Here is a 22,518-nt window from a genome sequence, read left to right on the forward strand (position 1 = left end):
AATGATAAGGAGCCAAGGGTGACATCAGTCACATTAGGCTCTTTTTATCGTGTTAAAAAGGATTGTTAATAAGGAATTTACTTGCCTTTATTTGGTGTTCAATTATAATGGGAATTGAAATATAAATAATCACCTTACGTTATGTCTTACATAAAGGAGTGATACTATGTTATCAAATATTGGTATACCGGGTCTCATTCTTATACTTGTACTGGCCCTCATTATTTTTGGGCCGAAGAAGTTACCTGAAATTGGACGAGCAGTGGGAGAGACGTTGAAAGAGTTTAAAAACTCTGCTAAAGGTTTAGCTAATGATGATGAGGACTCTAATGAAAAGAAGAAAAACAATTTAGAGAAGTAATTTCAACTAAAAGTTGGCATATCTTATGTCAGCTTTTTTGTTTGTAATAAAACAATATTGGATGACAATAGGATTATTATTGTGAATAAAACGTGCAAACTCATTGGTTATCTTTTTAAATAAAATGCCATATATTGAATACGCATTGCAAAGTTTCTAATACAAGGATAAAATTGAGGGTACGCAGTAGCGACAGATAAGAATTTATACATGTTAGTGAGGAATTTTATTATGAGTACATTTAAAGACGAAGTATTATCACGTCGAACATTTGCAATTATTTCCCACCCGGATGCTGGGAAAACAACCTTAACAGAAAAGCTTCTTTTATTCGGAGGGGCCATTCGTGATGCAGGGACTGTTAAAGGGAAAAAGACAGGGAAGTATGCAACAAGTGACTGGATGGAAATAGAAAAACAACGTGGTATTTCGGTTACGTCTAGTGTTATGCAGTTTGAGTATAATCAAGCTAAAATCAATATCTTAGATACACCAGGACACCAAGATTTCAGTGAAGATACTTATCGTACATTAACAGCAGTGGATAGTGCAGTAATGATCATTGATTCAGCAAAGGGGATCGAGGATCAGACTTTAAAACTCTTTAAAGTTTGCCGTATGAGAGGTATTCCTATTTTTACATTTATCAATAAATTGGATCGACAAGGTAAGATGCCGTTAGAACTTTTAGCAGAATTAGAAGAAGTAATGGGGATTGAATCATATCCGATGAATTGGCCAATAGGAATGGGGAAAGAGTTTCTAGGCATTTATGATCGTTTTAATAATCGCATTGAACAATTTAGGGTAGATGAAGAGGATCGTTTCCTTGAATTGAATGATGAAGGAGAAATTAACGAAGAACATTCTCTAAAACAATCGGGACTTTATGAACAAACGTTAGAAGAAATTATGTTGTTAAATGAAGCGGGTAATGAATTTTCGCGTGACCGCATTGCTTCAGGGGATTTAACACCTGTCTTCTTTGGCAGTGCTTTGACTAATTTTGGTGTGCAAACGTTTTTGGAATCTTATTTACAGTTTGCTCCTTCTCCTCAACCAAGAGAATCGACTGTTGGAGAAATCAATCCTTTAACAGAAGACTTCTCAGGGTTTATCTTTAAAATTCAAGCGAATATGAATCCTGCACATAGGGATAGAATCGCTTTTCTTAGAATTTGTTCAGGTAAATTTGAACGAGGGATGAGTGTAAATATTCCACGTCTGGGTAAACAAGTGAAATTAGCACAATCGACACAATTTATGGCAGATGATCGTAGTACTGTTAACGAAGCTGTAAGTGGCGATATCATTGGGATTTATGATCCAGGAACATATCAGATTGGTGACACATTAACAAGTGATAAAAATGGTTTCCAGTTTGAAAAATTACCTCAGTTCACCCCTGAATTATTTGTTCGAGTGACAGCAAAGAATGTAATGAAGCAAAAACATTTTCATAAAGGGATTCAACAGCTAGTGCAAGAGGGAGCTATTCAGCTCTTTAAAACTGTGAAAACAGATGAGTATTTACTCGGAGCAGTTGGACAATTACAATTTGAAGTATTTGAACATCGTATGAAAAACGAATATAACACGGAAGTATTAATGGAGAGGTTAGGCTCTAAAATTGCAAGATGGGTTGAAGGTGAGGACAATTACGATAACCTTTCTAGCTCACGTAGTTTACTTGTGAAGGACCGATATGAACATCAAGTGTTTCTATTTGAAAATGACTTTGCTCTTAGATGGTTCCAAGATAAAAATCCAGATGTACCATTATATAATCCGATGGATCAGCAGCAACAATAAATATAATTAAAGGCACGCACAATTTTTGTGCGTGCTTTTAATATGCATCTTTAATTTTAGCAATCAACGTACAAGGTTGACATGTTTGGCACGAACATCATCTTGCTTTTTAAAGAAGAAGGTTGATCCACAGATGAGTTTTAGCAACCGTAGTTGTCCGTAAAGTATAGGCTAAGGTCAAATTATTTATATAAAAATAATGATTGACAGTAAATGAAATACAGATTATAGTATAAATACGTTACAAAAATACTTTAGTGCATAAAAGCGTTTAAGCAAAATAGTATTCTTAGTTTTTATATAATTTAACCGGTAGTGCCAGTAGAGGATTTATGAACAGCTAAAGAGACTGAATGGTTGGTGAAAGTTCAGGTCATAAATTTTTCGAATTACACCTACCTATAAAGGTTAAAATAGATGAAGTGGACAAGTGTGGTGTCTTGTCAATTAGGGTGGTACCGCGGAGATCATTCGTCCCTAAATAAGGGATTTATGAGCTCTTTTTTTACGCTTTTAGAAATATTGGAGGTTAATTTATTATGCAACAAGAACCAAGCATCAAATTAAAAACATGGGAAGCTATACTTATCACAATCATTCTCCTTAGTGGTATAAGTTATTGTATGATTGCCCTTGAGGCACCACCACATATTCCCATTGTATTATCGATGATCATTTTAATTATTTATGGATTATGTAAAGGCGTTAAGTATAGAGAAATAGAACAAGGCATTATGGATGGGACAAAGTCAGGGCTTGGCGCTACATTTTTATTCTTTTTTATTGGTATGTTAATAAGTAGTTGGATGGCAAGCGGGACAATTCCAACGTTCATTTATTATTCTTTAGATATTGTAGGACCGAATTATTTTTATGCCATTAGTTTTGTTGTTACCGCTATTATTGGTATGAGTATTGGCAGTTCATTAACAACAGCAGCGACTATTGGTGTTGCATTTATGGGATTGAGTGGTGCATTAGATTTAAACCCGGCTATTACTGCAGGTGCAATTATCTCAGGAGCATTTTTTGGAGATAAAATGTCTCCACTGTCTGATACAACTAATTTAGCATCCATGACAGTTGGGGTTGATTTATTTGATCATATTAAAACAATGAGTATGACAACAATTCCTGTATTTATCTTATCCTTTATTATTTTTTTCCTAATTTCACCGAAGGGAATGGAAGAAGCCAGCTTAGTAAAAATTAATGAGATGCAGGAAGGTTTATTAGCGCTAGGGTTGGTGAAATGGTATGCAATCATACCTTTTCTTGTATTAGTTGTACTAGCGATAAAGAAAATACCTGCTTTAATTACATTAGCAGCTTCAATCGTTACGGCAATTATTGTTTCATTCTTTGTGCAAAATGAAATGAATTTAGCTAAGCTTATTACTATTTTATTTAGTGGTTATACATCAAATAGTGGGATTGAGGATATCGACTCATTATTAACTAGAGGTGGAATGGAAAGTATGTTTTTCTCTATTTCACTGGTCCTATTGGCTTTAGCAATGGGAGGGTTATTTATTAAATTAGGGATATTAGCAGCACTTATTCGTGGGATTACTGACTACTTATCTAAACGTGGCCCATTAATTTCAGCAACAGCTTCAACGGCAGTTGGTATCAATTTTATTGTAGGTGAGCAGTATTTATCTATCCTATTAACAGGTAACGCTTATAAAGACTCTTTTAGTAAAGCGAACTTGCATCCTCGATATTTATCCAGGGTTTTAGAGGACGCTGGTACAGTGGTTAATCCTCTTGTACCGTGGAGTGTTTGTGGAATCTTTCTAACGACAGTGCTAGATGTTAATACATTAACCTACTTGCCATTTGCCTTATTTTGCTTAATAAGTCCATTAATGACTATTTTATATGGTTGGACAGGTTGGACAATGAAGAAGCAGTAGTCATTCAATTTGTATAATATAAGCCATTTTCTCTTCTAGATTTCTAATAGATGAAGAGAAAATTGGCTTTTTTATTTTTTTATAAAAGGGATGTAAAATTATTGAAATAAGTTCATAAAATATTCTCGCTTTCCCATTATTTTAGTGAAAGTTGTCTTAGATTTTGATGACGTTTTGATATATTTTAATTTTTGATAACATTTTTTTAGTTATATTTCACAAGTATGAAAGTTGCACAACTTTTGTCATTATATTGTAGTGAATGTGGTATAAAAATATTCTTTACCCCTATAATTTTCTAATTTTACCCGTATATTTGTAAAGATAGGTTAATAAAGTTTGTGGCAAGTCTTCATGCTCAATTCATCTAAATTTCCTGTGTTATAATTTGGGTGAATAAAGAGGTGAATGCATGATTAAATCACTGTTTAGAGGCTTGAAGACACAACATAAAACCATTGAAGAAGAAGTTTTTGCAATTCAAAATGGTGATCGACAATTAAGAGATGTGTTTATAAATAAATTTAAACCTTTTGTAGCAAAGTCGGTATCTTTAGTTTGCAGGAGATTTATATATGATTCCGATGATGAATTTAGCGTGGGTTTAATCGCTTTTAATGATGCTATTAATAATTATAATCGAGCAAAAGGGACAAGTTTCGTTTCTTTTGCTGAGGTTGTTATTAAACGAAGAGTGATTGATTATATTAGACAGCAATCGAAACATCAGAACCTTAGTTTAGATGCAAGCCATCACTATGAGGATGGTTCGAATGAGCAAGCCAGTGCATTAATAGAATCAGAAATATCGATAAGGGGCTACTTAGAAATACAAGATCAACAGGCAAGGAAGGAAGAAATAATTAAGTTCACGAATGATTTATCTCATTTTGGTATTAGTTTCAAAGAGATTGTAAAATGCTCGCCAAAACATGCCGATGCAAGAAGGACAGCTATTGAAATTGCCCAATTAATTGCCAATGATGTGATGTTGAAAGACCTGTTATATTCCACCAAAAAATTACCCATCAAGCATATGGAATCAAGAATAAAAGTAAGTAGAAAAACAATAGAAAGAAATCGTAAATACATTATTGCAATGACATTAGTTCTATGTAATGACTTTGTCTATTTAAAGGATTATTTGAAAGGGGTGTTAGAAACGTGAAAAGAGGAGTGATTGTCGCTATTGATGAACGTTTCTTAACACTTTTAACAAATGAAGGAGAATTTTATTTTAGTTATAAATACGAAGCAATATATGAAATAGGTCAAGAGATTGAGTTTGAGCCTGTGATGAAAAACCATAAGGTAGAATCTGTTAAAAAACCGAAATATGTAAAAATGATTATGATTGCTGCTGTATTTATTCTTTCCTTTTTAGGCTTATCCTTATGGCCTAATCATTCTGAACAGACAATCTACGCTTATATGACCATTGATATTAATCCAAGTATTGAACTAGCCGTAAATGAACAATTCGAAGTGATTCAATTGAAGGGTTACAATGCAGATGGAAAAAAAATCATTCAAGAGATATCGGATTGGAAAAATAAACAGTTTGATACCATATTTTCAGATATCCTTTTAATTTGTAAGAGTCAGGGTTATATGCAAAAAGGAAAAGAATTAACGTTCGCCACAGTTGTCATGTCAGATCAATATTTTAAAGAAGAAAGATTAAGGAAACATACTGACTTTGTTACAAGGGAATTAAATGAAGAAGATGTAAGTTTGCATTTAATTGAAGGCTCTAAAACAGAACGAGAGTTAGCTCAAGAAAAAGGACTTACTCTAGGGGCATACATGGAGTTGAACGAGAAGACTGAATATGACAATACCGCAAAATCGGATGTAAATGAATCTGAGGAAGAAAAAAAGACTGCAAGTGATAAAGAAGAAAGTAAGGAAGATAACAAAGAAAGTGAAATAAAAAAAGAAAAGGAAACATCCATAGAAGTGAAGGAAGAGAAGGGGACAGTGCCCACTTCTGATGATAATGAAGCTATCGATCCAAATATAGAGACAAATGAATCAATACCAAATAATGAGGTTGAAGAGAAGAAGTTTCGTTATAAGAAGCATATTGATGATGAACACAATGACTCTTCGGCTGTCACTAATAAGGAGATTGAAAATAAAAAATTTAAAGGAAAACATAAAAATAAAAATGATGATGATGACGATGATGAGAAAGAACAAAATGATACCGATAATTCCGATGTTCATGACGACGATGAATGGCATAATAGGCATAATCAAGACAAGCACAATAATGAAAAAAGGGATAAACATAATGAAAGGAAAAAATATAATAAAGAATCACCATAATTGCAAGATTTATGGGTATAATAAAAAGTCCGAGTTGAACCTCGGACTTTTGCCATGTTATTTTTGTTTTCCAGAAAGTTCTGCTTGAGCTTGTTGGACTAATCTTTTTGTAATTTCTCCTCCAACTGAACCGTTAGATCTGGAAACAGTATCCGAACCTAACTGTACGCCAAACTCTTGAGCAATTTCATATTTAACTTGATCTAAATATTGTTCAATTCCCGGTACTAAAAGCTTATTACTATTCTTTGGCATGATTACACATCTCCTAAAGATAATTTACAGTAATTGATATCACTGTATTTGTATTATGATGTATTGCGTTTATTTCATGAGTGGTAAATTAGCTGTTTGTATCCTTGTTTTGGCAAAGAAAGAATAATTAGCTTTCAAAACAGGGGTAGATTATATTATTATAGAGTGTAATTGAGTTTAGTTGAGGTGAAAAACGTTTGTTAAAAGATTTAAAAGACTGGATAAATAGGCGTTCGCCAGCACAAATAATCACTGCATATTATTTCTTGTCGATTTCAATTTCTGTAGGACTCCTCTATTTACCAGGTGTGAATCAAAAAGGTGTAGAAGTTAGCTTTATAGATACTGTATTTACTGCTGTAACTGCTGTTAGCGTAACGGGGTTAACCGTTGTTGATTTATCACAAACCTATAGTGTTTTTGGTTATTTTGTGATTATGATTATTATGCAATTTGGTGGAATTGGTATTATGGCATTAGGTACATTCTTTTGGATGTTGTTAGGTAAGAAAATTGGATTGAAGAGTAGAAAACTAATTATGGTTGATCACAATCAGTATGCGCTTTCTGGGCTTGTTCAACTAGTGAAAGAAATAATTAAATTAATGATTCTTATTGAAGTAATAGGAATGTTTATACTTGGCTTTCATTTTTTAAAGTATTATCCTACGTGGGACGAAGCTTTTCTCCACGGATTATTTGCCTCTGTAAGTGCAACAACAAATGGAGGGTTAGATATAACAGGTTCATCAATGATTCCATATGCCCATGATTATTTCGTGCAGTTTATTACAATCATTTTAATCTCTTTAGGGGCAATTGGTTTTCCTGTTTTAATCGAAGTCAAAGCTTTTCTATTAAAACGTAAATGGGAAAACTCTCTCCCGTATCGTTTTTCTTTATTTACTAAAGTAACAACCGTTACATACGCTTTTTTACTCGTTTTTGGAACAATTATTATTTTAGTTATGGAGTTTCAGCATTTTTTTAAAGGGCTATCATGGCATGAAAGTTTCTTTTATGCACTATTTCAGTCAGCGACGACGAGAAGTGGTGGGTTAGCAACAATGGATGTTAGTGAATTTACTTTACCAACCCTCTTGATTATGAGTATTATGATGTTTATTGGTGCTTCACCGAGCTCTGTTGGTGGAGGTATACGGACAACTACCTTTGCCTTAAATATTTTATTTATCTGGAATTTTGCCAAAGGAAATAAACATGTGAAAATCTTCCGCAGAGAAATTCATCAAGATGATATATTGAAATCTTTGGTTATTACAATTTTAGCCACGCTTTTATGCTTTGTAGCAGTGGTGTTGATTAGCATTACCAATACACATTTATCACTTATTTCCATAATATTTGAAGTTTGCTCTGCTTTTGGAACGACTGGTCTTTCCATGGGGATAACAGCTGATTTAAGTAATACTGGAAAAATTGTCATTATGATACTAATGTTTGTCGGTAGAATAGGCTTAACCTCATTTTTATATATCATAGGTGGTAAAGAAGAAAAGCCACATTATCATTATCCAAAGGAAAGAATTATTATTGGATAATTAGGTTGATATGAAAACCAAGCTTAATAAAGAGCTTGGTTTTCTAATCTGCTTTATAACCTGCATCTTTTGTTGGGTGAGAGAAGGGAGCATCCGGTAATTCTTTTTCTTCTATAAGTGCGCGATTCTCAGGGGTATTAAAACCAATATCATTTGTTGGATGAACCCATTTGTCTCCAGCCATCACAGCTGGGTCTACGTCATCACTCCAATTCTCAAGTGGAGACTGCTCTGATACATAATTACTATCCCCAATTGTTACCCCAAATTCGTTTACAAAAGGTGGTTGAAGCTTCTTATGACTTTTTCGAAAGTCAGGTGAAGAAATTTGATGTGGTAAACTTTCTATTTCGCTTCGCTCTTGCTTGTTTTTTCTTTTCACTTATTATCACTCCTCTTTTTATCTTTCTCTTCTGTTTAATCGTTTATGAGATTGAACATGAAGAAATAAAAGGTAAGCATAATGACCCTAAATTAGGCGGAAAATATGTTTGTTCTTACGAAATATGAAGGAGGAGTCAGAAAATGAAGAGAAAAGCTAGCCATCGTGCTGTTGAAAAATATAGTAAGACACCAAAAGCCAATCAAGAAGATGTTGAATTTTCAGCTGAATTTACTAGTGGTGAAAATGTAAATAAAGGTGCCAACCGCAATTCAAAACAAGGAAGAAAAGGGAGAAGTTAAATGTACCAGTTGAAAAATGAGCGGAAACAGAAACAGCCTCCTCAAGTGAATGTTGAGTTCGGGATGGAGTTTGGCGATTTGAACGCTTCAAAGATTTATGAAGTTACAAGTAAAAAAGTCAAGGTTAATAAGAAATGAAAGTACAAGCCAGAAAAGTTCAAACTACTTTTCTGGCTTGTTTTTTCATTCTATGATGCAAACACAGCTGCCTGTTCTTTGGCATAATATACAACCATCACAGATTCATCCATTTCAATGAAACCGGTCTGAATATATTTCTCAAGATTAAATGGAAGCTTCTCTACGATGGAATGCTTATATAGTTCTTTTTCGTTTAAATGTAATTGAGCAAAGTCTTTGCTGACGGAACTTGGATCTTTCAGAAAATGTTGATAAAGCAAAGATCGTTCTTTTTTATCAATTGAGGATGGCCACCAAGGTTTTCTAGGTTTATATTTTTGATTAGATAGGTAATCATATTTCATTAAGCCTTCTATGACCTCTAAATTTTTCACTTTTGTATCCTCTAAGAAAGAAAATAATCGATGGAATAAATCTTCTAATTGGTGGCCAATTCTTGACCAGCCTTTCCCTTCCCAATAACTTCCGAACTCTTGGAAAAAATCAAAAGGGGTAGGGAAAATGTTTGTAACTAAGTATTCAATCGTATGATCCATCCGATGGTCATTCCAATATTTTTCTAATACATCTTCTACTTGTTTGATTCGGATAATATCTTGGAATGATAATACATTGTTTCCAAGGATTTCATAAGGTGATTGATCCATATAAATATATTGGTGATTGGCAGCACTTTGTCTTAACCCTGTACCCCTCAACATTTTTAAAAATCCTAGTTGTAATTCTTCTGGACGCAGAGCAAAAACATCATTGAAGGTCTTCTTGAATGATGCATAATCCTCCTCAGGCAAACCAGCAATTAAATCAAGATGCTGATCAATCTTGCCACCTTCTTTTACCATTGTCACTGTTCGAGTCAACTTCTGAAAGTTTTGTTTTCGCTTCACTAATTCATTCGTATAATCATTAGTTGATTGTACGCCAATTTCAAACCGGAATAAACCAGCAGGTGCGTGATCGTTTAGAAATTGAATGACTTCTGGCCTCATAATATCAGCTGTAATTTCGAATTGAAAAACCACGCCAGGCATATGTTCATCAATAAGAAATTGAAACATTTCTAACGCGTAACTCCGACTAATATTAAATGTTCGATCCACAAATTTAATCGTTTTCGCACCGTTTCGCATTAAATAACGAATATCTTCTTTCACCTTTTCACGATCAAAATATCGAACACCAACTTCAATGGAAGAAAGACAGAATTGACAACTAAAAGGGCAGCCCCTACTCGTTTCAATATATGTAACCCTTTTGCCAAGTTCCCTCTTATCCTCTTCAAATCGAAAAGGAGAGGGGAGTTCACGAAGGTTAAGTTTGTTGTTTTGTGGATTAACATGCAATTTGCCATCTTCAAGATAAGCAATGCCGTTCACTTTGCGCCAATCCTTTTCACCATCTATTTGATGAAGTAGCTGTTTAAAAGTTTCTTCACCTTCACCTACAGCGATAAAATCAATCTCTGAAACATTCTCTAACCATTCAGGGACATCATAGGTCACTTCTGGTCCACCAAGTATAATTATTACTTCCGCATTTATTTTTTTGATCATACGAATGACTTTAATTGTTTCTTCAATATTCCATATATAACAACTGAAACCTATGACATCTGGTTGCTTATTAATTAAATCAGTAACAATATTCATAACTGGGTCTTTAATTGTATATTCAGCTAGTTCAACGTTGAAATCAGGCTCAGCAAATGCTTTTAAATACCGTATGGCAAGGTTAGTATGAATATATTTAGCGTTTAATGTTGACGCAATGACTTTCATTTTCTTCTCCTTTTATATGCATTAAGAAAAGCGGTCGAGGCATAAATACCTAACAGCTTCTTATCTTTGACTAACGTTTTCATTTGACAGTTTTCTAGGCAATACATTTTATTTTATCATAATTTTTATTAAAATCCTAAAGTCAAAAATTAATAAGTTTTAACATTGACTTCATATTGTCTTTAAATTGGTAAGGTATGATTAACCTATCAAAGGAGGAGTGATAAGATGTTAATCGCAGCGATTATACAGTGGCACCGCTTTTGGTTTGTTGGTATAAATTACTTTTTAGAAGGTGATATACCTGAGTGGTTGTTTCACCGACTATTTTCGAAGTCCATGCATCATCAAGAAAAGCTCATCTTTTTCTTGAAGAAACAGAAGGTCACCTCACGCACAAGGAGAGCATCAATACATGGGTAGTATTGTTATAAATAATATAAAAAAATGGCTATAGACATATACTCATCAAAAGTATAATATCTATAGCCATTTATTTATTCTTTACGATTGTTTTTTTCTTCTTCAATAATCCCATCATTTCCTTTATCAATGCCAGTAGCCTGATTGATCATCATGGAGAAAAGGTTTAAACCTTGATCCATTGGATCCATTTCATATTGTTTTTGGCCAATTTTTCGAGATTTTTCAATATCACTCATTAAAGGCACCTCCATGTTAATTAGGTTGCACTAGTTAATTTGGCACCATTCATAAATGAAAGAATTAATTATTTTTGGTTAAGGTAATGTTGTAAGCACATGGCACAAGTGATGGAATCTTTACTAATAAACTTTATCCGCCTTAAATCTGAACGATTAACTATTGTAAAGTGGTGATAAGTAAAACCACATTCCGTCTTTTTTTGATTTTTAACAATATGAACTACATTATCTTGTTTACTTACAATTGTTGGAAACATCATAAACGTTTTACTCCTTTTATACCTGGTACTAATATGTGATAATGTAATGATAATCTATTTTGTGTTTTTTGTGAAATGATAAAATAAGGTAATCGAAAGGAAATTTGATACATAATTAGAAATTTATGAAGTGGATAGTGCCGATTAAAATAGTAGTGTTTATTAAGAAGATTTTTAGTCGCAAATTTATTTAGATGACCAAATTAATCGCAGTGTTTTTATTAAATTTAAATAAACAGTCTGTTTATATAGGAATAAAAGACAATAACGGCAAGGAGATTTATGAAGTGGATGTCATTATAGTTACTGACCAAGAACATTTTTATGGTATTAAATTTTGATGAAGCATTCTTTCAACTGCTGAATTTGCTTGAATTAAATGAACAAAGGAATATAAAGAAAGAACTTTAGAGATTATTGCAAACAAAGGGGTACATACATCTAAAGAATTCTTTTATCAAAATGAGCACCAAGATCAGGGTCTAGGTGCTCCGGGAGGATGAAAGTAAGGGGGGATTTTTAGCCAGCCTCTTTTGTGCATTGTGTTTTTAAGATTCATACTAAATATCATTTTTTCTGCATAAAATCTAGCCCACATAAGTCCAATATCATTTCTAATTGATTGAGTCATGTTAGTTGAACACATCATGATATTTGAAGCGATTTTAATACTAATTAAATTTGCAATTTCATCATTTGTAGATTTAACACCTAATGGAATGTTATTCGGATCAGAGTTAGGCTTCGATTGAGCTGTATTTGAAAGAGGGATACCTTCATTTATCATAAAATTTTCTAAGGTTCTTTTTTGGTGTTCAGCTAATCTTTTCGATTCAGTTAATAAATCTAATAACTCTTTATCAGTAGTTGTATTTAAACAAGTTTCTAATGCAGGAATTTCTTCAGCAATTGAAGTGTAGTACAACCAACACCCCATGGCTTCTCCTATATGTGGATTCTGTTTAGGATCATCTTCTATCGATGTTGATTTTATGTAATTTATAACTGCTTGAAAAGCGTTAGGCAATGATCATCCCTCCGTAATCTTTAGTTATTTAATCTAAATTATCTCCAAAAGTTAAATAACTATGTGTGTAATGAGAATATAAGAAAATGTACCATGAAATAAATAAACTAAAGTTGCGCTCAATTGATCAGAGAGGACTTATTAGCAATATATAGTACTCGAACATAAAAACGTAGGAGGATCTTATTCGTTTTCATTAAGTCGGAGAACCCATAAAAACATGCTGATTCTAACAAAATGCTTTCAGATATGAAAAAATAGCAATGCATCGTTAGGAAATGCTACCAATAGAAAAGTTTGCTAACATGGATTAAGTTGAGTTGATTAGGTGATGCCGTAAATTAACAAAAGGTAGCTGGGGTAAATCCAGAGGGCTTGTACCCCTCTGGATCAAAAATTAAATGGCAGTGAATCTATTTACCTTTCCGCCGCTATCCTGAACAATAGCAAGTCCTAATATTGCATTGATTAAATCTGGTATATTAATATTTTGGGCATCTAAAATATAAGCAACAGTACCTCCACCTAATGGGAAACTATTACACCCAATGATATAAAGTTGACCTTGCTCTACTTGATATTCTTTTAGTGCAGGTGCTCCAGAACCTGGAAATGTACAGCTTGATTCAGCAGTTTCACCACCTGAGGTAAGAACAATAACATCACCTAAACCTGGAACAGGAACAGTTATAGCCATAAATATCAAACTTCCTTTCAAATCTAATTGCCAGCTGACTTTGTATCTTATGTTAATCAAATGTGAAAGCTTGGATTTAAAACCTAAAGAAGTAAAAATGATATTAATGACCACTGTATATTAAACAAATAATCGATTGATTGAGCTAAGCTAGGTTTACATATAAATAAGTAAGTAGGAAGGGACATTTTTTGAATAAAAATATTAAAAAATTCATTCCGACCCTAACTATTATTTTTTACTGGAATATAAGAAATGGAAATTAAAAATAAAAGGTCGATAACCCCCTTTAATACCAAGGGTTATCGACCTTTTATAATTAGCGTCCCAGATAGGAATCGAACCTACGACCTACAGCTTAGGAGGCGGTCTTACTTAATATGAATGGTAGGGGAGAAGTTAGAAAGATACTTATTAAATCAACGTTTTCTTGATGTGTGTAGGATATAATAGGATGAAAAATGGAACAAAATTATCGGTTTCGACCCCATTTCGACCCCAAACGGACCCCTAAGCTTTTTTCTTGAATAGTTGGTCAAAGTGATTAGCAGCAGTTTTATCAGCTTCTTCTAATACATGTCCATATATGTTCATAGTAGTTGATATATCCGCATGTCCTAATCTTTCACTAATTACTTTCGCATGAACACCTTCATTTATGAGAATTGTTGCTGAGGTATGGCGTAGGTCGTGGAAACGTATATGCTTGAATTTATTTTTGGATGTAAAACGTCTCCACCATTGCCCAATACTATCGGGGCGAATAGGTTTATTAAATACATTCGCAAATACAAAGAAGTGATCTTCCCATTCCAACATATCGCCAACTTTAAATTTTTCTTTTTTTCGTTGGTGATATAACTTATCTAATAACACTATAACACCATCAGGTACAGTCACTGTTCGGTCTTTACCGGTTTTTGTACCTTTTATAGTGACTCCCTGACCTAGAACCTCCGTTATTGCTTGTTCGATACGAATTGTGTTTTTTTCAAAATCTATATGTTTCCATTCCAGAGCCGCGATTTCACCTTCTCGAGCTCCAGTTGTAACCGCAAGCATAATTAACGTTCTCCAAAATAAATCTTTATCTTTCAGTAAATCAATTAATTGAGTAAGTTCTTCTTTTGAGTACACTTCTGACTTTTTAGATTTACCATTGGGTGGTTTAGCGCCAATTGCGGGATTTTCATTGATTAATTTCCATCTTTTAGCACAAGATAAAACGTTATTAAAAGCCTTGTAACAGTTAAGAATGGAAGATGCAGAAAGTTTGCCTTCTTTACCATCTAAACGTTGACCATCTTTTTTTAGATCGTTTATGAAATTTACAACATGGATTGTTTTAATTTCTTCTAATTTGAAGTGACCATACTTAGGTAATATTCTTTTTTCTAAAATGCTGATGTAATTTTGCAGTGTATCAGGTGATAATGTATCCTTTGCATGTTTGTCTAACCATTGAGGGATAAAAGATTGCAGTGTTAGTTTATCTTCTGCTTTAAAGTATTTACCAGTTAGAATTTCAGCTTCAAAAACGGTAAGCTCTTTTTTTGCTTCTTTCATATTTTTTGCTTTTACTGTTTTTCTTTCTCTTATGGGAATGCCCTTATCGTTGTATCCGATGATTACGGTCAATCGATAGCTTCCATTTCCACGATTCTCGACGTTAGCCATTTTAACCCTCCTTGGGAATATATGTTCGTTTTTTGTTTAAAAATAAAAGCCCAAAGGACTCTTATTTATTAAATATTGGATGGTGCCAATATTCGTCAGCAACATTAGGAATGTTATCATGTTGGAAATTACCAAAATCTATTTTATCTATTGTTTCTCGAGAAAAAGATATTGACATTACAGTGTCATTGCTCTGTTTACCATATTGGTCTTGCATTGGAAATATGATACTGATATCTATATCCTTTATATCTTTTTCTTTTACAAGATTCTCTAATACATCTGTTACTTTTATCCACATACCTGTTTTAATCATGTTTGTAGTTAAACTATCTTGACCAAAAACTTGTAAAGAAAGATAACCCTTATCTTTGTTGAAACTTAGATTAACTATGCTATCTTTTTTGTCGAAGTCATTTTTCTCTCCAAAAGATTTGTGTACGGCATTCTTAACCCTGTTTTCAATACTATTGTTTTCTTTCTTTTTAGCTGTAGCCTTTTCTTTAGCTTCTTTATCAGCTTTAGCTTTTTCAGCCTCTTCTTTCTCTTTAGCCTCTTGTTCTTCTTTTTCTTTTTGAAGTTTCTCTTCTTCCTTCTTAGCCTCTTCTTCTTTAGCCTCTTTTTCGTCAGCTAATTTTTGAGCTTCTTGTTCTTTCTGTATTTTAGCTTCTTCAGCTTCCTTCTCTGCATTCTCTTGTTCTTCCTTTTTGTTCTCAGCTAATTCAGCTTCTTCTTTCTCTTTAGCCTTTTGATCTTTTTCTTCTTCCTGAGCAGCTAATTCTTCAGCTGTTGGTTGAAACTTAGTATCATCTACAAATAAGTATGAAACTAATGAAACTGCCAACAATGCAACCGACCATATAAAATATTTTTTGTGATTTCCATCTTTCTTCTTTCTTCTTTTAAACCCCAAAACAATTAAAATAACGAATCCAATAAAAGCAATTGACATAATATATTCCAAAACAAAATCTCCCTCTAATTGAAATTAATAATAATTTTAACAAAAATAATCATTTGGCGAGGTTATTTACCTAAGTCTATAATCCTATAAAATTAGTAAAATTTTTTAATCATGTAGCTTAGTTCTTTTGGGATTCCATAAACAGAACAGACCTGATTAATATCTCTAAATTCGGAAAAATTACATTCTTGAAGTAGAAATGCCACAGCAAACATATTTGCTTCAACTTCTATTCTTGCTGATGAAAATAATGTTTTTTCTCTTAAAAAGGGTGTATTAACTCTGGGGTGTAGTTCTGAGTGACCTAATTCGTGAGAACAAGTAAACCTCTTTTCTAGGTAATTAAGATTACTGTTTATAACAATGTACTTATTTTTTCTGTCATATTTATAGAAACCTTTAATTTCATGATGTAAAGCCCATTCGATTATATGTATATTTTTTTGTTTAGCCAACTCGAATGGGTCACAAGTCTTTTCTTTTTTTACCAACACTTCTACTTTACTTCTTATCCAATTCACAACAGCGCCTCACATTCCTAATCGTTTTCTCTATCTCTATACTTTTTAGGGATGTACTTTTTGTTAATTCTTTGTGTTTGTCTAAATATGTGTTCCATGGCGTCAGTTAGTGACTCAATTGCTTCTTCACTCATTGGTTCTCCCATGAAGCTTAGACCGTCTTGCTCAGTTAGATCTTTCTTGAATTCTTCAAGTCGTTTAGCGATGTCTTTTTCTTCTTTTGTAATTGCACCATTTCTTTTATTACCTTTGTCTCCGGTAATTAAGTAATCAATAGAAGTACCATATAAAGAGGCTAATTTAGATAACATTTCTTTATCAGGTGTCCTTATCCCGTACTCCCAATTGGCATATGTTGACACTGTCTTTATACCAAGTCTTCTGGCAACCTCGGTTTTGGACCAACCTCTATTTTCTCTTAATTCCTCAAGTATTTTAGGGGTAAGATCATTCATAATAAGCACCTATATTCCTGATTAATAGCTAGATTTTAACATAATTACACGTATTAGATAAAAAATTACACAAAAAGAATAATAAAAATGTTGACTTACACATATCGGGTAAGTTATTATATGTTTAAAAGTTACACATAACGAGTAAGAGAAGTGAGAGTGTGACGTTAATTAAATTGAGAAATTTAAGGTTAGCTAAGGGAATTTCTCAAACTCATATGGCTAAACAACTTGGATATAAATACGCAAGTGGATATGCCAATATTGAGATGGGAAGAAACAAACCAAGCTTAGAAGCTGCAAAAAAAATCTCAGAAATATTAAATACTAATGTAGAAGAGCTTTTTTTTGAACAAAAGTTACTCAATAAGAGTAACAAAGAAATTTCTGCCTAGAAGGAGGTACCGCATGAGTATCCTAGACAAAACACTCTGGGCTGAAATCAAGTACAACATCCTACTAGCGGCCTTACACATCGAGAACGGTGAATCCAATGATCTGGTTTTATCAAAGCTTTTGGAAGTCGTTTCATTGTTAGAAAATACTGAACCGAATGGAGTGAACAAAGTTGAATCGTGAAACACTTACTGTTCAAGAAGCAGCTGTCTACATTGGTGTTTGTAAAGACACCATTTACACCATGGTTAAAGAAAAGCAAATACCTCATGTCAAAGCAAGAACAAGAATTTTATTTAGGGTAAAAACTCTTGACGCTTGGATGAGAGAACAAGAACAACAAAATTTGGAGGCAATGTAATGAATCAACTAACAAACTTTAATCACGCAATGTTCGGCGAACTGCCTGTAATCATTATGAATGATGTTGAATGGTTTGGTGCTAGCGAAGTTGCTAAATCCTTAAGTTATGGAAATCCTTATGATGCAATCAAAAATCATGTTGAAAGAGATGACCTAGCGGTCCACGACATCATCGATCGCCTAGGTAGGAAACAAAATAAAAAGTTTATTAACGAATCTGGATTGTACAGTTTAATATTTGGTGCTGCTAAGCAAGGCAATAACAAAGAAATTAAAGAAAACGCCAAGAAATTCAAAAGATGGGTAACAAGCGAAGTTCTACCATCTATTAGAAAAACAGGTTCTTATAACAAAGTCGTTCCATTGAACAATAAAGAGTCACTGATAGCTGCAATGAAGCTTTCTATAGAAACATCAGAAGAACTGGACCAAGTAAAAGGTGAAGTCAAAGAAATTCGCCACATGGTTGAAGAACAAATCACTCTTACAAGCGGTGAGCAAAGACGGCTTCAAAAGGGCATTGCTACGAAAGTTTATGAAATCGAAAACGACCCTGAATATAGACCGTTGCTTTTTAGAGAAATACATCGAGAAATCAAGGATCGCTTTGGTGTTGCAAGTTACAAAGACATAAAGAGAAAAGAGCTGCAAGCAGCTCTCAACTACATAGAACATTGGGTTCCTCGAAAAGTTTCTTGAATCAGAAACCATCCGGTGAAGCTGCCAGGCAAAAACCGGATGTGTTCCTTCATAAATATATTTTATTCGAAAACTAGAAATCTAGCAGTACATAAATCGGAACATGACAACTAGAAAACCGAACAAATTGTTCTAATTTGGAACAGAGAAGGAGGATAGAAGATGTATTACGGTTCTTTTCTTAAGAAATTGAGGGTTATCAAAGGCTATTCGCAAGAGGAAATGGCTGAAAAAATGCTTATGCCGCGAACGACAATATCAAAAATTGAAAACAACAAGATGGAATTGAAATTATCTGATGCAGTTAGATGGGGGCAAGTGACGAATGCACCTGAAGCATTAGCAGCTATGGTATGTGGAGTAGATATCGCTTCGTTAACACAAATATTAACCATGTTAGTAGGAGGTTTTAGTAGATGGATATGGTGATTCTAACAATGATGTTTACATTTATCGCATTTTTCTTAGGAGTTATGTTTGGAGATTTTAATAGTAAAAACAAAAATGAGCAGTGAACGGCCAGGCTCACTACTCAACGACTCATATGAAATAACCAACTTAATTATACCATTCATACGGTGGAGAAACAAGAACTTTTGTTCCCACCGTGCAGGGTCAAAGTATATCTACCTACCACCCCATCCCCTTACTTTGATTCTGCACGGTGCGAATAAAGCGCCAAGATCTTTGACAATCGAACAGAAAGGAGCGAGCCATTTGAGTAAGAAAATCACGCTTTATGCATTGATTAAAAGACTCCAAGAGGATGGCGTGAAAATTGACTGGTGTGTCAAATTCACAAATCTAAAGGAGGGTTGATTGATGGAGCATCCTGAGGTTACGCAGTTACGAAGGACAGGCTATCCGAATTTGGTTGCACAGCCAGAACATGCTGGGATTGACTACTTTGGAGAAGAGATTCTCGAAGGTGATGAAATCGTTGAATATGACGGCGAGATTATCTTGGAGGGCAATCTTCAACGGTATTTATGCGAGGTGCTTGGCTTTGAGTTCAAAAGTGCATAAAAAAAGACTCCTGCGAGCAACAGGAGCCGATGATTAAACAATATTTAAAGTTATTTTAGCACAAAGCTTTGATAACGGTAAAGGGAGGATATCAAATGGCAGTTAGCAATGCAATATCAACAAAAGATATGAGTCGTTTTGAGTGGTTACAAGAACGTTCCAAAGGAATTGGCGGTAGTGATGCAAGTATTATCCTTGGGCTAAACAAATACAAAACAGCTTTTGAGCTGTGGTTAGAAAAAACAGGTCAAGTCGGACTGACTGAAATTAGTAGCGAAGCAGCATACTGGGGCAATGAAATGGAGGAAGTGGTTGCTAAAGAGTTTGAAAAGCGTACAGAAAAGAAAGTACGTCGTCGCAACTACATGTTCTCTCATCCAGATCACCACTTTATCAAAGCCAACATTGACCGCGAAGTCATGAAAGAGTCTGCTCTTCTAGAGTGCAAGACTGCTAGTGCGTATTTAAAAGCTGAATGGGAGGGAGACGAAATTCCTGCTTCGTATCTCGTACAGGTTCAACATTATCTAGCAGTAACAGGCAAGGAGAAAGCTTATATCGCAGTTCTAATAGGTGGAAACCACTTCACTTGGAAAGAGATCGAGCGAGACGACGAGTTAATCCAGATGATTATCGATGCAGAGGTGAACTTCTGGGAGAAACATGTAATTGGCTTTGTTCCGCCAGAATTAGATGGTTCAAGTGCTGCCGAACAATACCTCAAAGAGAAATATAACAAAGCAGAAGAAGGGAAAGAGATTGTTCTACCTTCTAATTATAAAGAAATGCTTCTCAGTTATGAGCAAATTAAGAACGATGAAAAGCTCATACAAACAGCCAAAAAAGATATTGAGAACAAGATCAAAGCCGAGTTGAAAGATGCAGAGGTGGGACTTGTAGACACTCATATTATTACTTGGAAAAATGTAGTCTCTAATCGAGTAGATACAAAGGCATTAAAAGAAAAATTCCCTGACATCTACAAAGAAGTAATCAAACCATCTACATCACGCCGTTTCGGCATTAAGGAGTTGAACTAATTATGGCAACGAATGCAGCATTAAAAAATCAAATTGCTAGCAAACAGGATGCAGCCCCTCAAAAGGTTGCTCCTCAAGCACTAGGGCTTAAAGGGCTGTTAAACGCCCCAACAATGAAAAAGAAATTCGAAGATGTTCTTGATAAAAAGGCTCCTCAGTTTATGTCATCACTTTTGAACCTCTATAACGGAGATTCTTACCTACAAAAAACTGATCCGATGACAGTAGTTACCTCTGCGATGGTTGCCGCAACTTTAGATTTACCGGTTGATAAAAATCTAGGATATGCCTGGATAGTTCCATACAGTGGAAAAGCGCAATTTCAACTAGGTTATAAGGGTTATATCCAGTTAGCCCTCCGTACAGGTCAATATAAGGGAATTAACGTTATCGAGGTAAGAGAAGGGGAGCTAGTTAAGTGGAATCGTCTAACCGAAGAATTGGAGCTTAATCTCGATGGAGCAACAAGTGACAAAGTTATTGGTTATTGCGGTTATTTCAAGTTAATCAATGGGTTTGAGAAAACAGTCTATTGGACTAGAGGAGAAATTGAAGCCCATAAAAAGAAATTCTCTAAAAGTGATTTTGGATGGAAAAAAGACTTTGATGCGATGGCTAAGAAAACCGTCTTAAGAAACATGCTTTCTAAATGGGGTATCTTGTCCGTTGAAATGCAGACAGCCGTTTCAAAAGATGAACAAGTACCAGAAATGAAGGATATCACCGAAGAAGTAGATCAACCAGATATTATCGATGCTGTACCGTCAGAAGAAAAACCTAATGCGGATATAGATATTGAGTTTGATGTAAATGAATAACCAAACAAACGTAGTCCTGCCTGCTTGGATTTTCGAGCAGGCACAGGACAAAGAACAGTTGAAAATGCTTGTACTAAATTATATGAGGAAGTACCCGGATTATACCGTGAAACGGATAACTAAGCGGTTTGCAGTTTGTGAGATTAATAGGTAATAAGAGGTTGGGGGTGAAGGTTTGCAAGGTTACATTAAGCTTTATCGTAAGTTAATTGATAGTCCAGTTTGGGATGATCCAAACTACCTTAAATTATGGATGTTTTGTCTAATGAAGGCTACTCATAAAGAAAGAGAAATACTTATAGGAAATCAAGTCGTCACCCTCGAACCTGGCCAATTTATTACCGGCAGAAAAGCACTTTCGGATGAGTTGAACCGAGGAATGAAGACTAAACACAAGCAAAGTGAGATTTCATGGTGGCGCTACTTGAACAATCTAGAAAAGTGGCAAATGTTGAACATCAAAAAAACTAACAAATATAGTGTTGTATCTATAACCAAATGGTCAGAGTATCAAGAATCTGAACAACAATTGAACAACAACAGAACATCAAATGAACAACAACTGAACACAAACAAGAATGTAAAGAATGTAGAGAATGAAAAGAAAAAAGAAGTTACTACAACAGCGCCAGAAAATCCGGTCCAATTGTTCGAATATATTCTTTGTCGATTATCACCAATTCAGATGGAGTCTCTTTCTCAGTGGATTGACGATTTTAAAGGCAATCAAGAAATCGTAAATGCAGCTATTAAACTAGCTGACAAGAAAAACAAACGTAACTTTAACTTTGTGGAGTTTCTCCTTAAAGAATGGCATAGCAACAACCTAATGGATATCGATAGAGTACGAGCTTATGAACGAGAGAAATTTAACAGCTCTAAAGTAAAACCTTTCGCTCGTAAAGGCAAAGGAATTGTACGTACTGAAATGTTGCCAGATTGGTTTGAAGAGAATGAGCAACAATCTAAACCACAGCCTAGCGATCAACCAGCAGTCAATGATGGTGAACAAATGAGCGAATTTGAGCGCTTGATGGAGTTACGAAAAAATTCGGGGAGTTGAAGGA

At 34.3% G+C, this 22,518-nt stretch carries 29 protein-coding genes; 18 read left to right on the forward strand and 11 right to left on the reverse strand.

All coding sequences use genetic code 11. From position 1 onward, the window contains the following. Nucleotides 1-166: 166 nt before the first annotated feature. From MKX67_RS08665 to MKX67_RS08685, 5 genes are all read left to right on the forward strand, one after another. Nucleotides 167-361 (forward strand): twin-arginine translocase TatA/TatE family subunit, encoded by a 195-nt coding sequence (locus MKX67_RS08665; protein WP_095369736.1) that lies wholly within the window; start codon nt 167-169, stop codon nt 359-361. A gap of 231 nt (nt 362-592) precedes the next feature. Next, on the forward strand, nt 593-2,173 hold the full coding sequence (locus tag MKX67_RS08670; RefSeq protein WP_233435266.1) for a peptide chain release factor 3: 1,581 nt from the start codon (nt 593-595) through the stop codon (nt 2,171-2,173). Between the two features lie 539 nt (nt 2,174-2,712). Then, a complete protein-coding gene (nhaC, locus tag MKX67_RS08675) occupies nt 2,713-4,092 on the forward strand; it encodes a Na+/H+ antiporter NhaC (protein WP_342489135.1) in 1,380 nt (459 codons plus the stop codon). 412 nt (nt 4,093-4,504) lie between these two features. Next, entirely contained in the window at nt 4,505-5,260 is a 756-nt protein-coding gene (gene sigI, locus MKX67_RS08680; protein WP_095369734.1) for an RNA polymerase sigma-I factor, read from the forward strand. Next, nucleotides 5,257-6,423 (forward strand): anti-sigma factor domain-containing protein, encoded by a 1,167-nt coding sequence (locus MKX67_RS08685; RefSeq protein WP_095369733.1) that lies wholly within the window; start codon nt 5,257-5,259, stop codon nt 6,421-6,423. Before sigI ends, MKX67_RS08685 begins: the two co-directional genes overlap by 4 nt. A 57-nt stretch (nt 6,424-6,480) precedes the next feature. Here the strand turns inward: MKX67_RS08685 and MKX67_RS08690 are convergent, their stop codons facing one another. Next, entirely contained in the window at nt 6,481-6,678 is a 198-nt protein-coding gene (locus MKX67_RS08690; RefSeq protein ID WP_095369732.1) for an alpha/beta-type small acid-soluble spore protein, read from the reverse strand. A 197-nt stretch (nt 6,679-6,875) separates the two neighbouring features. Between MKX67_RS08690 and MKX67_RS08695 the strand changes: the two genes are divergently transcribed. Continuing rightward, nucleotides 6,876-8,240: a TrkH family potassium uptake protein gene (locus MKX67_RS08695; RefSeq protein ID WP_307314723.1), complete on the forward strand. Its 1,365-nt coding sequence runs from the start codon at nt 6,876-6,878 to the stop codon at nt 8,238-8,240. A 43-nt stretch (nt 8,241-8,283) separates the two neighbouring features. Here the strand turns inward: MKX67_RS08695 and MKX67_RS08700 are convergent, their stop codons facing one another. Beyond that, a complete protein-coding gene (locus MKX67_RS08700) occupies nt 8,284-8,622 on the reverse strand; it encodes a DUF3905 domain-containing protein (RefSeq protein ID WP_095369731.1) in 339 nt (112 codons plus the stop codon). A 143-nt stretch (nt 8,623-8,765) separates the two neighbouring features. On the opposite strand from MKX67_RS08700, the gene MKX67_RS08705 reads away from it, so the two are divergent. Continuing rightward, nucleotides 8,766-8,924 carry a hypothetical protein gene (locus tag MKX67_RS08705; protein ID WP_180316980.1) on the forward strand — a complete coding sequence of 53 codons (159 nt, stop codon included), beginning with the start codon at nt 8,766-8,768 and terminating at the stop codon, nt 8,922-8,924. Then, complete coding sequence (locus MKX67_RS08710) at nt 8,925-9,062, forward strand: hypothetical protein (protein ID WP_307314721.1); 138 nt, start codon at nt 8,925-8,927, stop codon at nt 9,060-9,062. 50 nt (nt 9,063-9,112) lie between these two features. Here the strand turns inward: MKX67_RS08710 and MKX67_RS08715 are convergent, their stop codons facing one another. Then, nucleotides 9,113-10,843: a B12-binding domain-containing radical SAM protein gene (locus MKX67_RS08715; protein ID WP_095369730.1), complete on the reverse strand. Its 1,731-nt coding sequence runs from the start codon at nt 10,841-10,843 to the stop codon at nt 9,113-9,115. A gap of 228 nt (nt 10,844-11,071) precedes the next feature. On the opposite strand from MKX67_RS08715, the gene MKX67_RS08720 reads away from it, so the two are divergent. Next, complete coding sequence (locus MKX67_RS08720; protein WP_095369729.1) at nt 11,072-11,266, forward strand: hypothetical protein; 195 nt, start codon at nt 11,072-11,074, stop codon at nt 11,264-11,266. Nucleotides 11,267-11,340: 74 nt separating this feature from the next. On the opposite strand, the gene MKX67_RS08725 is transcribed toward MKX67_RS08720, so the two are convergent. The 8 genes from MKX67_RS08725 to MKX67_RS08760 all read right to left on the reverse strand — a co-directional run bounded on the left by MKX67_RS08725 (nt 11,341) and on the right by MKX67_RS08760 (nt 17,109). Next, nucleotides 11,341-11,505 (reverse strand): hypothetical protein, encoded by a 165-nt coding sequence (locus MKX67_RS08725; protein WP_180316979.1) that lies wholly within the window; start codon nt 11,503-11,505, stop codon nt 11,341-11,343. A gap of 68 nt (nt 11,506-11,573) precedes the next feature. Continuing rightward, nucleotides 11,574-11,768 (reverse strand): hypothetical protein, encoded by a 195-nt coding sequence (locus MKX67_RS08730; RefSeq protein ID WP_095369728.1) that lies wholly within the window; start codon nt 11,766-11,768, stop codon nt 11,574-11,576. A gap of 475 nt (nt 11,769-12,243) precedes the next feature. Beyond that, on the reverse strand, nt 12,244-12,795 hold the full coding sequence (locus MKX67_RS08735; RefSeq protein ID WP_307314720.1) for a DUF3231 family protein: 552 nt from the start codon (nt 12,793-12,795) through the stop codon (nt 12,244-12,246). Nucleotides 12,796-13,192: 397 nt separating this feature from the next. Next, nucleotides 13,193-13,492: a hypothetical protein gene (locus MKX67_RS08740; RefSeq protein WP_342489136.1), complete on the reverse strand. Its 300-nt coding sequence runs from the start codon at nt 13,490-13,492 to the stop codon at nt 13,193-13,195. A 510-nt stretch (nt 13,493-14,002) separates the two neighbouring features. Continuing rightward, nucleotides 14,003-15,169 (reverse strand): tyrosine-type recombinase/integrase, encoded by a 1,167-nt coding sequence (locus MKX67_RS08745; RefSeq protein ID WP_342489137.1) that lies wholly within the window; start codon nt 15,167-15,169, stop codon nt 14,003-14,005. Between the two features lie 61 nt (nt 15,170-15,230). Next, a complete protein-coding gene (locus MKX67_RS08750) occupies nt 15,231-16,133 on the reverse strand; it encodes a hypothetical protein (RefSeq protein WP_342489138.1) in 903 nt (300 codons plus the stop codon). Nucleotides 16,134-16,225: 92 nt separating this feature from the next. After that, the gene (locus MKX67_RS08755; RefSeq protein ID WP_342489139.1) at nt 16,226-16,654 is read right to left on the reverse strand and encodes an ImmA/IrrE family metallo-endopeptidase; all 429 of its coding nucleotides are present in this window, start codon (nt 16,652-16,654) and stop codon (nt 16,226-16,228) included. Between the two features lie 17 nt (nt 16,655-16,671). Further along, complete coding sequence (locus MKX67_RS08760) at nt 16,672-17,109, reverse strand: helix-turn-helix domain-containing protein (protein WP_342489140.1); 438 nt, start codon at nt 17,107-17,109, stop codon at nt 16,672-16,674. Nucleotides 17,110-17,270: 161 nt separating this feature from the next. Here MKX67_RS08760 and MKX67_RS08765 point away from each other — a divergent pair, with 161 nt between their 5' ends. From MKX67_RS08765 to MKX67_RS08805, 9 genes are all read left to right on the forward strand, one after another. After that, entirely contained in the window at nt 17,271-17,504 is a 234-nt protein-coding gene (locus MKX67_RS08765) for a helix-turn-helix transcriptional regulator (RefSeq protein WP_342489141.1), read from the forward strand. 13 nt (nt 17,505-17,517) lie between these two features. Further along, nucleotides 17,518-17,688, forward strand: a complete 171-nt coding sequence (locus MKX67_RS08770; RefSeq protein ID WP_342489142.1) for a hypothetical protein — start codon at nt 17,518-17,520, stop codon at nt 17,686-17,688. Beyond that, complete coding sequence (locus MKX67_RS08775; RefSeq protein ID WP_342489143.1) at nt 17,678-17,866, forward strand: helix-turn-helix domain-containing protein; 189 nt, start codon at nt 17,678-17,680, stop codon at nt 17,864-17,866. Before MKX67_RS08770 ends, MKX67_RS08775 begins: the two co-directional genes overlap by 11 nt. Then, on the forward strand, nt 17,866-18,567 hold the full coding sequence (locus tag MKX67_RS08780; RefSeq protein WP_342489144.1) for a BRO family protein: 702 nt from the start codon (nt 17,866-17,868) through the stop codon (nt 18,565-18,567). Before MKX67_RS08775 ends, MKX67_RS08780 begins: the two co-directional genes overlap by 1 nt. Before the next feature lie 162 nt (nt 18,568-18,729). After that, nucleotides 18,730-18,996, forward strand: a complete 267-nt coding sequence (locus MKX67_RS08785; RefSeq protein ID WP_342489145.1) for a helix-turn-helix transcriptional regulator — start codon at nt 18,730-18,732, stop codon at nt 18,994-18,996. Between the two features lie 393 nt (nt 18,997-19,389). Beyond that, nucleotides 19,390-19,593: a hypothetical protein gene (locus MKX67_RS08790; protein ID WP_341092042.1), complete on the forward strand. Its 204-nt coding sequence runs from the start codon at nt 19,390-19,392 to the stop codon at nt 19,591-19,593. A 95-nt stretch (nt 19,594-19,688) separates the two neighbouring features. Continuing rightward, the gene (locus MKX67_RS08795; protein ID WP_342489146.1) at nt 19,689-20,633 is read left to right on the forward strand and encodes a lambda-exonuclease family protein; all 945 of its coding nucleotides are present in this window, start codon (nt 19,689-19,691) and stop codon (nt 20,631-20,633) included. A gap of 2 nt (nt 20,634-20,635) precedes the next feature. Next, a complete protein-coding gene (locus MKX67_RS08800; protein ID WP_342489147.1) occupies nt 20,636-21,451 on the forward strand; it encodes a recombinase RecT in 816 nt (271 codons plus the stop codon). A 175-nt stretch (nt 21,452-21,626) separates the two neighbouring features. Then, nucleotides 21,627-22,514, forward strand: coding sequence for a DnaD domain protein (locus tag MKX67_RS08805; RefSeq protein WP_342489148.1), 888 nt, complete (start codon nt 21,627-21,629; stop codon nt 22,512-22,514). Nucleotides 22,515-22,518 lie beyond the last annotated feature (4 nt).

The sequence above is a fragment of the Cytobacillus sp. FSL W7-1323 genome (genome assembly GCF_038595015.1).
In the GTDB taxonomy this organism is placed as follows: domain Bacteria; phylum Bacillota; class Bacilli; order Bacillales; family Cytobacillaceae; genus Cytobacillus; species Cytobacillus kochii.

Excerpts from the sequence above, each read along its gene's own strand:
- MKX67_RS08665 (WP_095369736.1), top strand. The coding sequence starts at position 167 with ATGTTATCAAATATTGGTATACCGGGTCTCATTCTTATACTTGTACTG.
- MKX67_RS08670 (WP_233435266.1), top strand. The coding sequence starts at position 593 with ATGAGTACATTTAAAGACGAAGTATTATCACGTCGAACATTTGCAATT.
- nhaC (WP_342489135.1), top strand. The coding sequence starts at position 2,713 with ATGCAACAAGAACCAAGCATCAAATTAAAAACATGGGAAGCTATACTT.
- sigI (WP_095369734.1), top strand. The coding sequence starts at position 4,505 with ATGATTAAATCACTGTTTAGAGGCTTGAAGACACAACATAAAACCATT.
- MKX67_RS08690 (WP_095369732.1), bottom strand. The coding sequence starts at position 6,678 with ATGCCAAAGAATAGTAATAAGCTTTTAGTACCGGGAATTGAACAATAT.
- MKX67_RS08705 (WP_180316980.1), top strand. The coding sequence starts at position 8,766 with ATGAAGAGAAAAGCTAGCCATCGTGCTGTTGAAAAATATAGTAAGACA.
- MKX67_RS08710 (WP_307314721.1), top strand. The coding sequence starts at position 8,925 with ATGTACCAGTTGAAAAATGAGCGGAAACAGAAACAGCCTCCTCAAGTG.
- MKX67_RS08715 (WP_095369730.1), bottom strand. The coding sequence starts at position 10,843 with ATGAAAGTCATTGCGTCAACATTAAACGCTAAATATATTCATACTAAC.
- MKX67_RS08720 (WP_095369729.1), top strand. The coding sequence starts at position 11,072 with ATGTTAATCGCAGCGATTATACAGTGGCACCGCTTTTGGTTTGTTGGT.
- MKX67_RS08725 (WP_180316979.1), bottom strand. The coding sequence starts at position 11,505 with ATGAGTGATATTGAAAAATCTCGAAAAATTGGCCAAAAACAATATGAA.
- MKX67_RS08730 (WP_095369728.1), bottom strand. The coding sequence starts at position 11,768 with ATGATGTTTCCAACAATTGTAAGTAAACAAGATAATGTAGTTCATATT.
- MKX67_RS08740 (WP_342489136.1), bottom strand. The coding sequence starts at position 13,492 with ATGGCTATAACTGTTCCTGTTCCAGGTTTAGGTGATGTTATTGTTCTT.
- MKX67_RS08745 (WP_342489137.1), bottom strand. The coding sequence starts at position 15,169 with ATGGCTAACGTCGAGAATCGTGGAAATGGAAGCTATCGATTGACCGTA.
- MKX67_RS08760 (WP_342489140.1), bottom strand. The coding sequence starts at position 17,109 with ATGAATGATCTTACCCCTAAAATACTTGAGGAATTAAGAGAAAATAGA.
- MKX67_RS08770 (WP_342489142.1), top strand. The coding sequence starts at position 17,518 with ATGAGTATCCTAGACAAAACACTCTGGGCTGAAATCAAGTACAACATC.
- MKX67_RS08780 (WP_342489144.1), top strand. The coding sequence starts at position 17,866 with ATGAATCAACTAACAAACTTTAATCACGCAATGTTCGGCGAACTGCCT.
- MKX67_RS08785 (WP_342489145.1), top strand. The coding sequence starts at position 18,730 with ATGTATTACGGTTCTTTTCTTAAGAAATTGAGGGTTATCAAAGGCTAT.
- MKX67_RS08790 (WP_341092042.1), top strand. The coding sequence starts at position 19,390 with ATGGAGCATCCTGAGGTTACGCAGTTACGAAGGACAGGCTATCCGAAT.
- MKX67_RS08795 (WP_342489146.1), top strand. The coding sequence starts at position 19,689 with ATGGCAGTTAGCAATGCAATATCAACAAAAGATATGAGTCGTTTTGAG.
- MKX67_RS08800 (WP_342489147.1), top strand. The coding sequence starts at position 20,636 with ATGGCAACGAATGCAGCATTAAAAAATCAAATTGCTAGCAAACAGGAT.